This window comes from Mesorhizobium sp. M1338 (assembly GCF_040318045.1).
In the GTDB taxonomy this organism is placed as follows: domain Bacteria; phylum Pseudomonadota; class Alphaproteobacteria; order Rhizobiales; family Rhizobiaceae; genus Mesorhizobium.
The window spans coordinates 70,776-84,201 of the sequence record NZ_JAMYLL010000023.1; the positions used below are offsets into that span (position 1 = coordinate 70,776).

The following is a 13,426-nucleotide window of genomic DNA, read 5'->3' on the forward strand; positions in this document are numbered from 1 at the left end:
CATGCCGGCTTTCTCCCAAGGCCTGGAAAAGGCGCTTCACCAGGCGCTGACGCTCGCCAATGAGCGGCACCATGAATACGCAACCCTTGAACATTTGCTGCTCGCGCTCATCGACGACACCGAGGCGGCCGCCGTCATGCGCGCCTGCAATGTCGATCTCGATGAACTGAAGCACACGGTTCTCACCTATATCGACACCGAACTCGACAACCTCGTCACCGGCTACGACGAAGACTCCAAGCCGACTGCCGGCTTCCAGCGCGTCATCCAGCGCGCCGTGATCCATGTGCAGTCGTCGGGCCGCGAGGAAGTGTCGGGCGCCAACGTGCTCGTCGCCATCTTCGCCGAGCGCGAGAGCCATGCCGCCTATTTCCTGCAGGAACAGCAGATGACCCGCTACGACGCGGTCAACTACATCTCGCACGGCATTGCCAAGCGTCCGGGCGCGTCGGAGACGCGCTCGCCGCGCGGCGCCGATGACGAGCAGGGCGGCCAGAACGGCGCCGAACCGCAGGAGGAAGGCGGCAAGAAGAAGCAGCAGCAGGACGCGCTGACCGCTTATTGCGTCAACCTCAACAACAAGGCCAAGGCCGGCAAGATCGACCCGCTGATCGGCCGCGAGTCCGAGATCAACCGCACGATCCAGGTGCTGTGCCGCCGCTCCAAGAACAACCCGCTCTATGTCGGTGATCCCGGCGTCGGCAAGACGGCGATCGCCGAAGGCCTGGCCAAGCGCATCGTCGAGGGCGACGTTCCCGAAGTGCTGCACAATGCCACCATCTTCGCGCTCGACATGGGCACGCTGCTCGCCGGCACGCGCTATCGCGGCGATTTCGAGGAACGGCTGAAGCAGGTCGTCAAGGAACTCGAGGACTATCCAGGTGCCGTGCTGTTCATCGACGAGATCCACACGGTGATCGGGGCAGGGGCCACATCAGGCGGCGCCATGGACGCATCCAACCTGTTGAAGCCGGCCTTGTCGTCGGGCGCGATCCGCTGCATCGGCTCGACCACCTACAAGGAATTCCGCCAGTTCTTCGAGAAGGACCGCGCTCTGGTGCGGCGCTTCCAGAAGATCGACGTCAACGAGCCTACCATCGAGGACGCCATCGAGATCATGAAGGGTCTCAAGCCCTATTATGAGGAGTTCCACAAGGTGAGGTTCACCAACGAGGCGATCAAGGCTTCGGTGGAGCTGTCGGCGCGCTACATCAACGACCGCAAGCTGCCGGACAAGGCGATCGACGTGATCGACGAGACCGGCGCCTCGCAAATGCTGGTGCCGGAAGCCAAGCGCAAGAAGACCATCGGTATCAAGGAGATCGAAGCCACGATCGCCACCATGGCCCGCATTCCGCCGAAGACGGTTTCGGCCGATGACGAGAAGGTGCTGCAGGGCCTCGATATCGAGCTGAAGCGTGTCGTCTATGGTCAGGACACCGCGATCACCGCGCTGACCTCCGCCATCAAGCTGGCGCGTGCCGGCCTGCGCGAACCGGAAAAGCCGATCGGCTCCTACCTGTTCTCCGGTCCGACCGGCGTCGGCAAGACCGAAGTGGCCAAGCAGTTGGCCGCATCGCTCGGCGTCGAGCTGATCCGCTTCGACATGTCGGAGTACATGGAACGCCACACCGTATCGCGGCTGATCGGCGCGCCTCCCGGCTATGTCGGCTTCGACCAAGGCGGCCTTTTGACCGACGGCGTTGACCAGCATCCGCACTGCGTGCTGTTGCTGGACGAAGTCGAGAAGGCGCATCCGGACCTGTTCAACATCCTGTTGCAGGTGATGGACCACGGCAAGCTGACGGACCACAACGGCAAGCAGATCGACTTCCGCAATGTGATCCTGATCATGACCACCAATGCGGGTGCGTCGGATGCGCAGCGCGCGGCGATCGGCTTCGGCTCGACCAAGCGCGAAGGCGACGATGTCGAGGCGATCAACCGGCTGTTCACGCCGGAGTTCCGCAATCGTCTCGATGCGATCATCCCGTTCGGCTCGCTGCCGGTGCCGGTTATCCATCAGGTGGTGCAGAAGTTCGTCATGCAACTCGAGGCCCAGCTTTCCGAGCGTGGCGTCACCTTCGACCTGTCGCCGGATGCGATCGCCTGGCTCGCCGACAAGGGCTATGACGAGCGCATGGGAGCGCGGCCGCTCGGCCGGGTGATCCAGGAGCACATCAAGAAGCCGCTGGCCGACGAGGTGCTGTTCGGCAAGCTCAAGAAGGGCGGCACGGTGCGCGTCACCGTCGAGAAGAAGGAAACCGGCGAAACCGGTCTGAAGCTCGAATCGCTCGCCGATGAGGCGCCGGTGAAGCCGAAGAAGGAAGAGCCGGAAGAAGCGCCAAAGCCAAGAAAGGCCGTGGCGAAAAAGCCCGCGGCCAAGAAGCTGGTGGCGCAGAAGCCCGAAGCCAAGGGCAAGGACGGCGGCAAGCGCAGCCTCGTGCCGCAACTGCCCAGAAAGAACTGACCTTGATGAAAGTCGAAAAAGCCCCGGAAACGGGGCTTTTTTCATTGGAGCGGGAGGACGCATGGCCGGGCGGATCATCATCCTGAACGGTGCGCCGCGATCGAAAAATCAAGCGTCGCCAGGGCTATTCAGGAGACCTTCGACGGCGTCTGGATCAATCTCGGCGTCGACGTTTACGAGCAGGCCACGCCGGCACGCTATCGGCCTGGGATAGGGATTGTGGCCTGGCGGCGAGCGCCCGGACCTTGAGGACCTCGTGCCAGCATTATACGCCGCGCTCAAGGCATCGCTCGGCCGAGTGCGATCGAGCAACCGGCTCAGCCCTCGGCCGACTAAAACCGTTTCCAGTTTGTCGGTGATTGCGGCGTCAGCCTTGCAGCGCCGCCCGTATCTTTCCGGCGTTTTCGACTAACACCTCCGGCTTCTCCATCCCGCCCGTGTGTGGCTTCAGCGGGATGCCGTCGAAGCGCGGGATGACATGCACATGGAGATGATAGACGGTCTGCCCCGAGGCCGGCTCATTGAACTGCATGACGGTGACGCCGTCGGCGCCGAAGGCCTTTTTCACCGCCAGCGCAATTTTCTGAACGACCGCGAAAAGCGGGCCGAAAATTGACGGATCGGCGTCGAGCAAGTTGCGCGACGGCGCCCTCGGCACCACGAGCGTATGGCCCGGCCCCTGCGGCATCACATCCATGAAGGCTATGAACGCATCGTCCTCGTAGACGCGGTGCGAGGGAATTTCGCCGCGCAGGATCTTCGCGAAGATGTTGTCGGTGTCATAGGCGGTTTCAGCCATGGCGAATGCTCCGGATTGTGACTTTCGTGTAGCGAAGCGGTCGAAAGTCGGCAAGACGATCGTCGAACCTGCCCCTCAGGGCAGGCGGTCGCTACTCCTCCAGATCCTTGCGGAACGGGGTGTGTTCTTCCAGGTATTCGCTCATCCGCTCCACCTCATGGCGTTCGCGCTTGAGATAGTCGGCAACGGCGTTTCGCAGGCCGGGATGGGCGATGTAGTGCGCGGAATGCATGGTCACCGGCCGGTAGCCGCGCGCCAGCTTATGCTCGCCTTGCGCGCCTGCCTCGACCACTTTCAGCTTGCGCTCGATGGCGAAGTCGATCGCCTGATGGTAGCAGACCTCGAAATGCAGGAAGGGATGGTCCTCGATACAGCCCCAGTTGCGGCCATAGAGGGCGTCGGAGCCGATGAAATTGATGGCGCCGGCAATGTAGCGCCCGTTGCGTTTGGCCATCACCAGCAGGATGTCGTCGGCCATGCGCTCGCCGATCAGCGAAAAGAACCGGCGATTGAGATAGGGCCGGCCCCATTTGCGACTGCCGGTGTCCATGTAGAAGGCATAAAAATCGTCCCAGGCCTTTTCGGTGATATCCCTGCCGGTCAGCCGGTCGATCGAAATGTCATCGGCAAGCGCCTCGCGCCGTTCCTTCTTCATAGCCTTTCGCTTGCGCGAGGCAAGGGTGGCGAGGAAGTCGTCATAGGTTGAAAAGCCTTCGTTGAAGAAATGGAATTGCTGGTCGGTGCGGTGCAGGAAACCCGCCGCTTCCAGCACCTCCACGTCGCTCTCTTGCGCGAAGGTGACATGCGCGGAAGAGACACCGAGTTTCTGCGTCACCACTTTCAGGCCCGCCGCCAGCCCGGCCTTCACGGTGCCGATGTCCTCGCCCCTGGTGACCAGCAGGCGAGGACCGGTGACCGGCGTGAACGGCACGGCACTTTGCAGTTTGGGATAGTAGCGGCCGCCGGCCCGCTCGAAGGCATCCGACCAGCCATGATCGAACACATATTCGCCCTGGCTGTGCGACTTGAGATAGCAGGGAACCGCGCCGAGCAATCTGCCTTGCCCATCCTCCAGCCTGAGATGGTGGCCCTGCCAGCCGGTGCGCCGCACGGCGCAGCCGGACTCTTCAAGCGCGCTCAGGAAAGCAAATGAAACGAGTGGGTTGTAGCCGTTTTCTGCGTCGCCGCGCATGGTCCCGCCGAGGCTGTTCCATTCATCGCAGGTGAAAGCGCCGATGCCTGCGGCGACGCGGATCGAATAGTCCGCGTTTGCTGTTTGGCCATAGCCCTCGTCGCCTTGATCCATGAGGCTTATTTAAACTCCGTCCGGCTCGGTACAAGTCACGTTTCAGGCACTCAGGCGACTTTGACCAGATCGGGTTCGAAACCTTCGAATGTCATCTGGTCGGCGTATCTGAAGGTCAGGTCGACAGCCGGCTGGTCATGCACGGTCCAGGTGATGACAGGCATTTTCAGCTTTTCACGCACAAAGCTGACGAACCGGTTCGGCAGGTCGCCGGCGGCATAGGAGGTGAAGACGATCTCATGCGCAAGCATGGCGAAATGCGCTTCGATCAACTTGACGTCGTTGCCATAGGCGGTGAGTCCCCCTGGGATACCCGGCGCGTCCTTCGGGAAATCGCGGATCAGCCAGTGGTCGAACGACATGATCGCGGCTTTGCCCTTGTACCGCTTGAGCATCTTGCCGACGCTTGCCACCAAGCCTTCGTCATAGCCTGGCACGCCCTTCAGTTCGACGACCAGCGGCACGCGGCCATCGATCAGGTCGAGCGCTTCCTGCAGCGTCGGCACATGATCCGTCGTGCCACCGATCTTGAGCGCCGCCAGTTCCGCCGCGGTGCGCTGCCAGACGAAGCCGTCCTGGCCGGTCAGGCGCTTGAGATCGCCATCATGGATGATGATGGGAACGCGGTCCGACGACAGGTGCACGTCGCATTCGATGGCATAGCCGCGCTCGGCCGCCGCCGCGAAGGCGGAAAGTGTATTTTCCCAGCGCGTCTTGTTCATGTCGTGAAAGCCGCGATGGGCGACGGGCCGGGCGGTCAGCCAGGATAGGTCGGTCATATCTGTCCTCTGGCTCATTCGACTTCGAAGATGGCTTCGATTTCCACTGCGGCATTAAGCGGCAGGCAGGCTGTGCCAACGGCGGAGCGTGCATGCTTGCCGCGCTCGCCCAGGGCCGCGACCAGGAAATCGGAGGCGCCGTTGGCAACCAGATGCTGCTCGACAAACTCAGGCGTCGAGGCAACAAAAACGGTGATCTTCACCAGCCGGCGGATCTTCTCGAGGTCGCCGAGCGCTGCCTTGGCCTGCGCCAGGATGTTGATCGCGCAGTACTTTGCCGCGTCCTTGCCGCCTGCCGTGTCGACGTCTCGGCCAAGCAGCCCGCTCGCCTGGAGCTTGCCGTCCTTGAGCGGCAATTGCCCGGCGGTGAACAGCAAATTGCTGGTCCTGCAATAGGGCACGTAGTTGGCGGCGGGCGCGGCGGCGACAGGAAGCGTCACGCCCAGATCGCTTAGCCGCTTTTCGATTGTTTCACTCATGGTATTTCCCTATTGCTTGGTGACGCCGCGCCGGCCGGGCCGAAATTGCTATTTTTGCCTCGCTTCCGCCATGACTTTTTTTAAGCTGGACCATCTTTCCCTGCGGCTTGCCATCAGCCGCGATGATCGGAGTACCTCATGCGCGCAGCGCGCCTTGCATTCCATGCCGTTCTGCTGTCGGGAGTCTTCTCGATCGGCCCAGCCTTGGCCGCGCCGGCGCTGCAAGCCCACCGCGCCGTCTATGACCTCACCTTGAAAAAGGCTTCCGATCAGTCCGGCATCACAGGCATATCCGGCCGCATGGTCTATGAGTTCATCGGCTCTGCCTGTGAAGGTTATACGGTGAAATTCCGCTTCGTTACCCAGATCGTGACCGCCGACAACACCAGGCTGACCGACCAGCAGACGACCACTTTCGAGGATGCCGAAGGCAAGACATTCTCGTTCGTGACGAAGTCCTTCGTCGACCAGAACCTCGACAAGGAGGTCAAGGGCATCGCCACGAAAGAGACCAAGGGCCTGAAGGTCGATATCGACAAGCCGGAAAAGAACAGCGTCGAACTGGCGAGCACCCAATTCCCGACCCAGCATCTGGTCGAACTGATCGGCAAGGCCGAAAAAGGCGAAAATTTCTACGAAACCAATCTGTTCGACGGATCCGAAGATGCCAACAAGGTGATGACCACCACCGTTGTCGTCGGCAAGAAAACCGATGCCGACAAGGCCGATCCGGAGGCTCCGGCACTGGCGAAGCTCGCCACCGATAAATACTGGCCGGTCGACATCGCCTATTTCGACGACACCGGCAAGACAGGCGAAGAGGTGCCGGAATACCGCATCAGCTTCAAACTGCATGAGAACGGCATCACCCGCGACCTCACCATGGACTATGGCGACTTCTCGATGACCGGCAAGCTGGTCAATCTGTCGCTGTTCGACCAGACGAAAGCCTGCCCGGCCAAATAGGGTTCATGTGGCCAGTCGATTAACCACGACACGCCGTGTTCGTGGCTAACGACTTGAACGTGCCGCAATCGTCTCTCAACCTCGTCCCCAGCGTCCAGGCGCAATGGGGGGAGCAGCTTGAGCAAGATCGATGTCTTCGTTGCGCCGAGACCTAACCCGGTACTGATCAGGGCCATGACATCCGTCAATCGGATCGTCATGCTGCGCGGCATTCCCGGATTTCGCGATCTGTTGCCGTTCAACCGCCTAGCCGGTTTGCGCGGCGTCTCCAATGTCCGCCATATCGACCTGCCGGATGCCGACCTCGAGCGGCTGAAAGCCAGTTGCGGAGCGGGGAAGGCGACCTTCATCACGCCCAATCATCCCGAGTTCTTCACCGACTGGATGATCGACAAGGAGATCGTGTCGCAGGTCAGCCCACTCGCTGCGTCGTGGGCGACGAACGGCGTCGTCAACGGTCTTGGCAGAATGATGCAGAAATTCTGGCTGGCCAACAATCTGATCGCCCAGATTCCGGGCAACAGCGGGGCAGCTAAGGAACACTCCGTCGCCTGGGCCTTGAAGGGCCATGGCGTGCTGCTGCATCCCGAAGGCGGCGTCGGCTGGCACGCCGATGTCGTTGCGCCGTTGCTGCCGGGTGCCGTCGAGATGGGGCTCGAGGCTCTCCGGCGCGGCCGGGCCACGGATCCGCATTTCAAGGTCTGGATCGCCCCGGTTATCTGGAAGCTTGCCTTCACCGGGAATGTCGAAGCGGCGCTGGCGAAGGAATGCGCCTATGTCGAGAAAAGCCTGAAAATAGAACGCCAGGCGACCGACACACTGCCGCAGCGCATCCACCATGTCTATTCGACGCTGCTGACCCGCGATGAGGCCGCCTGCGGCGTGCGATCCGACGAAGGCGCGACATATGCCGAGCGCCGGAAAGCGTTGGTCACCGAGCTCGGCCGCCGACTCGGCGAGAGCATCTCAGCCGACACTGCCAGCACCGACACCGCCGAGCTTCTGCGTCGGGCGCGCCGCTGGCAGCGCGAGAACACCGGCGACGCCGAAGGGCAAAAGCATGTCCGCGCACTCGCCGATACGATTCAGAGGCTGCAACGCGTTGGATCCTGGGCCTCGGCCAACCCGCGCATCACCCAGGAGGAGATCGCCGAACATCTGAAGCGGATCCGCAACGACTATTGCCGGGGCGGACTGCGTGACACGATCAACCGGTTCATTCCGCAGCCGGCCGGGCCGCGTTGCGCCCACATCCGGGTGCCGGAGGCACTGGGCCTGCATGAGTATGCGGGCTCGATCGACGATGCGGTTGCCGAGCTGCACCGTCGTATGCAGCAAACCATCACCGGCACGGTGGCTGAGGTTGAGGCCAAAGGCAGCTTCATTTTCTATCCGAATCCATTCTATCGTCACTGACGGACGGACGGGCCATGTGGCCGACTGTCGTGCAGGATGGAAGGCAGACAGCAAGCTTCATGGCAGTCTATGTCGACGCAGCGATCTGGAATTGGGCTGGCCATCGCTGGTGCCATCTGTTGGCCGACGACACCGATGAACTGCATCGCTTCGCTGCAAAGCTGGCGATCAAGCGTTCATCCTACCAGGGGCCGCCCAAGACATCGGCGCCGCATTATGACATAACCGGCTTCGAGCGCGACCGTGCGGTGCGGCTCGGCGCCATCGAATGCAGCCGTGAGGAGATCGTCGCGGTCTTCCGGCGGGTGCGGGTCCCGAACGGGAAGATAAAGCGCTGACGGCAGGGCGCGGATCGTCGCACGCCGACCACAGATCCCGCCGCGCTTGCGTTTGTCGCGCATCCCCTCTATATGCGCGCTCATTCCACACACGGACTTTGGTGTCTGCCCGGGAGAAATCCGGCTGAAACCTCCGGTGGCGTTCGAGGACAAAGTCCGAAAATGCCTGTGTCCGTGGAGGCTAACCGGAAAGGAACTTTGAATGGCACTGCCTGATTTCAGCATGCGCCAGCTTTTGGAAGCTGGCATTCACTTCGGCCACCAGACCCACCGCTGGAACCCGAAAATGGCGCCTTACATCTACGGCGCCCGCAACAACATCCACATCATCGACCTCTCGCAGACGGTGCCTTTGCTGCACCAGGCGCTGAAGCAGGTTTCCGACACTGTCGCCAAGGGCGGCCGCGTGCTGTTCGTCGGCACCAAGCGCCAGGCGTCCGACATCGTCGCCGACGCGGCACAGCGCTCGGCCCAGTACTATGTCAACTCGCGTTGGCTCGGCGGCATGCTGACCAACTGGAAGACGATCTCGAATTCGATCCAGCGCCTGCGCAAGCTAGACGAGATGCTGGCCGGCGAGGCCCAGGGCCTGACCAAGAAGGAGCGCCTCAACCTCGACCGCGAGCGCGAGAAGCTCGACAAGGCGCTGGGCGGCATCAAGGACATGGGCTCGACGCCCGACCTTATGTTCGTGATCGACACCAACAAGGAAGCGATTGCCATCCTCGAGGCCAAGCGTCTCGGCATCCCGGTCGTCGCCATCATCGATTCGAACTGCGATCCTGACAAGATCGACTTCCCGATCCCCGGCAATGACGACGCGGCCCGCGCTATCCAGCTCTATTGCGACCTGATCGCCAAGGCTGCGATCGACGGCATCGCCCGTCAGCAGGGCGCGCTCGGCGTCGACATCGGTGCTTCGGTCGAAGCCCCGATCGAACCGGCGCTAGATCCGGCCCCGGCTCCGGCGTCGGAAGCCCCTCAAGCTTGATAAGCGAAGGCCGGTTGCGGCCTTCGTCTTTCTCATATTTTGGCACGCTAAACAGACGCACCATCGAATACCGATGGTGCGTCGGTGCATTCTAGACAAAGAGGCGACAATGAGCATTTCGGCTGCACAGGTCAAAGAACTCCGCGACTTGACCGGCGCGGGCATGATGGATTGCAAGGCGGCGTTGACCGAGACCAACGGCAACATGGAAGAGGCCGTCGACTGGCTGCGTAAGAAGGGTATTTCCAAGGCCGACAAGAAGGCCGGTCGTACCGCGGCGGAGGGCCTGATCGGCGTTGATTCCGGCGTTCGCGAAGCGGCCGTCGTAGAAGTCAATTCCGAGACCGACTTCGTTGCCCGCAATGCCGCGTTCCAGGAGATCGTCGCCAATGTAGCCAAGGTTGCTCTGGCCTATGGCACGACAGAGGCCGTGGCCGCCGCGAAGTATCCAGGTTCGGACAAGTCGGTTGCCGACACCATCAAGGACGCTGTCGGCACCATTGGCGAGAACATGGGCTTCCGCCGCTCGGCCAAGCTGACCGTTCCGCATGGCGCAGTCGCCACCTACGTCCACAACGCGGTTGCCGATGGGCTCGGCAAGCTCGGCGTTCTGGTCGCCATCGAGACCACGGGCAACGAGCATGCGGCCAATGCCTTCGCTCGTCAGGTCGCCATGCATGTCGCGGCCACCAATCCGATGGCGCTGACCGCGGAGCAGATCGATCCGGCCGCGGTCGAACGCGAGAAGGCGATCTTCTCCGACCAGGCGCGTCAGTCCGGCAAGCCGGAAGCGATCATCGAGAAGATGGTCGAAGGCCGTCTGCGCAAGTTCTACGAGGAGGTCGTGCTGCTGAAGCAGGCCTTCGTGCTCAATCCCGACATCACCGTCGAGAAGGCGCTGAAGGATGCCGAGAAGGACATCGGCGCCCCGGCCAAGATCACGGCTTACCTGCGCTTTGCGCTGGGCGAGGGCATCGAGAAGGAAGAGACCGATTTCGCGGCGGAAGTCGCGGCCGCGGTCAAGAAGTAAGCCGCCAACCGGCTTTTCGGCTCAGGCAACTCGGCCGGGCGCTCGCGAGGGTGTCCGGCCGATTTCTTGTGCGACGTCGACAAAGGCGCGCAGCTTCGGCGCCATTGCCGCCCGACGCGGAAAATAGAGAAACAGGCCTGGCTCCTCGATTGCCGACCGCGGCAGCACCTGGACGAGTCGGCCAGCGGCAAGGTCGGCGCGCACCAGCGGCTCGAACACATAGGCCAGTCCCATCCCAGACAGCGCCAGGTCGATCGCGGCAAGGGAATCAGTGACGACGGCGGTGCCGCGCGTTTCCACGGCCACGTCCTTGCCGTCCTCCGTCAAATCCCAACGATAGATCGCGCCGGATCGCACCAGCCGGTAGCCGATGCAATTGTGGGCGGCGAGGTCGGCCAGGCGGCGCGGACGGCCACGCCGGCCGATATAGGCTGGCGAAGCGACGATGATCACCTGGAAGGGTGGCGTCATCCGGATCGCGATCATGTCCTGCGCGATCATTTCGCCAAGTCTGATGCCGGCGTCAAAGCCTTCGCCGACGATATCGACCAACCCTTCGTTGGCAAAGATTTCCACTGTCACATCCGGATAGCGCTCCGCCATGGCCGTCACGACAGGGGTCACCGCCATCGGGACGGCTACGTGCGAAACATTGATCCTGAGCAGTCCGGCCGGGCGACCCTTGATGCCCCGAATGCGCTCCATCCGCTCCGCGATGTCCTGCAGCGCCGGCTCCGCCGTCGCGACAAGCGCCTGACCGGCCTCGGTCAACGACACGCTGCGCGTCGTGCGGGCGAATAGCGGCTGGCCGATACGCTCCTCCACGAGCCTGACCGCATGGCTGACCGCTGAAGGGCTCATGCCAAGCTCTGCCGCCGCGGGCGCAAAGCCGCCGCGCCGCGCCACGGCGACGATGACAGGAAGGTGGCCAAGTAGATTGCGATCCATTCATGCATGATATCGCACAGTCCATGCGAATAATGCAATCTTATCGATGCCGGCGCGCTGGCCCACATTGCCGCCAACAGATCGGCGGCGGGCCGACGCAAAAGGAGAAGAGACATGAATGCATTGAGATATGCCACCCTCGCGGCCGGTATGGCGCTAGCGCCAGTCGATGCCGGCGGAGCCGAACCGTCCCGCGAAGTGACGCTCGCCGATGAGCGCGCCGTCATCCGCATCGCCGATGCCATCGATCGCGCCGTCGACGCCCAGGATTGGCGGCTCGCCCGCAGTTACTTCGCCGACCGCGTCACCGTCGACTTCAGCAGCTTGAGCGGGCAGCCTCCGGCCACCATCGCTTCGGACGACCTGATCGCAACCTGGGCCGCGAATCTCAGGGGCAGCAAGACCAGCCTGCATCTGCGCACCAACCACCAGGTCACCATCGACGCCGGCGCCGCGACCGTCTTGTCCAACGGCTATGCCTGGAACCGCATGGAAGGCAATGGCGACCCGCTCTGGGAAGTCTGGGGCACCTACGAACACCAACTGACCCGTACGGGAGCCGACTGGAGAGTGGACGGCTTCACATTCCGCATGACGCATGAGCGCGGCAACCCGTGGGTCAAGACGACCCCCGGACAGGACCGGCATTGAATATTGGAACAGGATCGGAACGATATCATGACCATGTCCTACTACACCCTTGGCAGCAGCGGGCTGCGCGTCACCCGGCTTGCACTCGGCACCATGACCTTCGGCACCGAGTGGGGCTGGGGCGCCGACAAGGAGACGGCGCGCGCCCTGGTCGATGCCTATGTCGAGGCGGGCGGCAATTTCTTCGACACGGCCGACGCCTATACCGGCGGCACCTCCGAGACCTGGCTTGGCGAGTTCATTGCCGAACGCGGCCTGCGCGACAAGGCCGTGATCAGCACCAAGTTCAGCATGAATCTGGAGCAGGGCAATCCGAATGCCGGCGGCAATGGCCGCAAGAACATCATCCGCGCCGTCGAGGGCTCGCTGAAACGACTCGGCACCGATTATATCGACCTCTACATCCTGCATGCGTGGGACAGGCTGACGTCGCCGGAAGAGGTGATGCGGACGCTGGACGATCTGGTGCGCGCCGGAAAGATCCGCCATGTCGGTCTCTCCGACGTCCCCGCCTGGTACGCCAGCCGTGCGCAGTCCGTCGCCGAACAGCGCGGCTACGAGCCGGTTTCGGCGCTGCAGCTCGAATATTCGCTGGCCGAGCGCAATATCGAGCATGAGTTCGTGCCGTTCGGCACGCGCTACGGCGTCGGCATCATGGTCTGGAGCCCGCTGGCCAGCGGCCTGCTGAGCGGCAAATATCGTTCAGATGCAATCAGCAAGGCGGGCGGGCGACTGGAGACGATGCGCGGTTCGACCAATCCCGGTTTCCAGAAATTCACCGACCGCAACTGGGCAATCGTTGCCGAACTGGAGACTGTTGCCGGCGAGCTTGGCCGCGGAATGGCGCAGGTCGCCTTGAACTGGGCGGCGACACGGCCCGGTGTCGCATCGGTGATTATCGGGGCGACGAGTCTCGATCAGCTCAAGGATAATCTCGGCGCGCTCGATTTCGAGATTCCCCAGGAACTCCTGGCAAGGCTCGACGCGGTCAGCCAGCCGGTCACGCCGTTCCCGTACTCGTTCTTCGGTCCGGAAATCCAGGGTGGCCTCACCGGGGGTCAGGCGGTCGGCGACAAGCCGGCGGGGTACTTCCCGAACCTGCTCATGGAAGGCGCGTTTGCCGGCGTGAGTTGACAAAAGGCAAGCGAATTCCGGGTCGGGGGGGGGGGGGGGGGGGGGGGGGGGCGGGCGGGGGGGGGGCGGAGCGGTTAGGGGTGGGCGGGGGGGGGGGGGGGGGCGCGGGCGGCCGACAC

13 protein-coding genes and 1 pseudogene are annotated in these 13,426 nt (G+C 62.7%); 9 read left to right on the top strand and 5 right to left on the bottom strand.

Translation table 11 applies throughout. From position 1 onward, the window contains the following. The first annotated feature begins 1 nt into the window (after position 1). Together clpA and NKH19_RS20185 are read left to right on the top strand one after the other, a co-directional pair. Positions 2 to 2,470, top strand: coding sequence for an ATP-dependent Clp protease ATP-binding subunit ClpA (gene clpA / locus NKH19_RS20180; protein ID WP_352871115.1), 2,469 nt, complete (start codon positions 2 to 4; stop codon positions 2,468 to 2,470). Between the two features lie 61 nt (positions 2,471 to 2,531). Next, positions 2,532 to 2,762 (top strand): annotated as a pseudogene (locus NKH19_RS20185) (phosphotransferase-like protein); the annotation flags it as partial. A gap of 75 nt (positions 2,763 to 2,837) precedes the next feature. Here the strand turns inward: NKH19_RS20185 and NKH19_RS20190 are convergent. The 4 genes from NKH19_RS20190 to NKH19_RS20205 all read right to left on the bottom strand — a co-directional run bounded on the left by NKH19_RS20190 (position 2,838) and on the right by NKH19_RS20205 (position 5,833). Next, a complete protein-coding gene (locus NKH19_RS20190) occupies positions 2,838 to 3,269 on the bottom strand; it encodes an HIT family protein (protein WP_352871117.1) in 432 nt (143 codons plus the stop codon). A gap of 91 nt (positions 3,270 to 3,360) precedes the next feature. After that, the gene (locus NKH19_RS20195) at positions 3,361 to 4,575 is read right to left on the bottom strand and encodes a GNAT family N-acetyltransferase (RefSeq protein WP_352871119.1); all 1,215 of its coding nucleotides are present in this window, start codon (positions 4,573 to 4,575) and stop codon (positions 3,361 to 3,363) included. Positions 4,576 to 4,625: 50 nt separating this feature from the next. Further along, positions 4,626 to 5,354, bottom strand: coding sequence for a glycerophosphodiester phosphodiesterase (locus NKH19_RS20200; protein ID WP_352871121.1), 729 nt, complete (start codon positions 5,352 to 5,354; stop codon positions 4,626 to 4,628). Positions 5,355 to 5,368: 14 nt separating this feature from the next. Beyond that, the gene (locus NKH19_RS20205) at positions 5,369 to 5,833 is read right to left on the bottom strand and encodes a RidA family protein (protein ID WP_352871123.1); all 465 of its coding nucleotides are present in this window, start codon (positions 5,831 to 5,833) and stop codon (positions 5,369 to 5,371) included. Positions 5,834 to 5,971: 138 nt separating this feature from the next. Here NKH19_RS20205 and NKH19_RS20210 point away from each other — a divergent pair, with 138 nt between their 5' ends. The 5 genes from NKH19_RS20210 (at position 5,972) to tsf (ending at position 10,574) form a co-directional block, all read left to right on the top strand. Then, positions 5,972 to 6,799: a cell envelope integrity EipB family protein gene (locus NKH19_RS20210; RefSeq protein WP_352871125.1), complete on the top strand. Its 828-nt coding sequence runs from the start codon at positions 5,972 to 5,974 to the stop codon at positions 6,797 to 6,799. 117 nt (positions 6,800 to 6,916) lie between these two features. Next, on the top strand, positions 6,917 to 8,215 hold the full coding sequence (locus NKH19_RS20215) for a lysophospholipid acyltransferase family protein (protein ID WP_352871127.1): 1,299 nt from the start codon (positions 6,917 to 6,919) through the stop codon (positions 8,213 to 8,215). 59 nt (positions 8,216 to 8,274) lie between these two features. Next, positions 8,275 to 8,553 (top strand): DUF4031 domain-containing protein, encoded by a 279-nt coding sequence (locus tag NKH19_RS20220; protein ID WP_352811983.1) that lies wholly within the window; start codon positions 8,275 to 8,277, stop codon positions 8,551 to 8,553. Positions 8,554 to 8,755: 202 nt separating this feature from the next. Next, complete coding sequence (gene rpsB, locus NKH19_RS20225; protein ID WP_352871130.1) at positions 8,756 to 9,544, top strand: 30S ribosomal protein S2; 789 nt, start codon at positions 8,756 to 8,758, stop codon at positions 9,542 to 9,544. Between the two features lie 109 nt (positions 9,545 to 9,653). Continuing rightward, positions 9,654 to 10,574, top strand: a complete 921-nt coding sequence (gene tsf, locus NKH19_RS20230; RefSeq protein WP_109669054.1) for a translation elongation factor Ts — start codon at positions 9,654 to 9,656, stop codon at positions 10,572 to 10,574. Between the two features lie 21 nt (positions 10,575 to 10,595). On the opposite strand, the gene NKH19_RS20235 is transcribed toward tsf, so the two are convergent. After that, positions 10,596 to 11,522 (bottom strand): LysR family transcriptional regulator, encoded by a 927-nt coding sequence (locus NKH19_RS20235; RefSeq protein ID WP_352871132.1) that lies wholly within the window; start codon positions 11,520 to 11,522, stop codon positions 10,596 to 10,598. Between the two features lie 114 nt (positions 11,523 to 11,636). Here NKH19_RS20235 and NKH19_RS20240 point away from each other — a divergent pair, with 114 nt between their 5' ends. Together NKH19_RS20240 and NKH19_RS20245 are read left to right on the top strand one after the other, a co-directional pair. Continuing rightward, the gene (locus NKH19_RS20240) at positions 11,637 to 12,173 is read left to right on the top strand and encodes a nuclear transport factor 2 family protein (RefSeq protein ID WP_352871134.1); all 537 of its coding nucleotides are present in this window, start codon (positions 11,637 to 11,639) and stop codon (positions 12,171 to 12,173) included. Between the two features lie 27 nt (positions 12,174 to 12,200). Next, entirely contained in the window at positions 12,201 to 13,307 is a 1,107-nt protein-coding gene (locus tag NKH19_RS20245; RefSeq protein WP_352871136.1) for an aldo/keto reductase, read from the top strand. Positions 13,308 to 13,426: the final 119 nt, after the last annotated feature.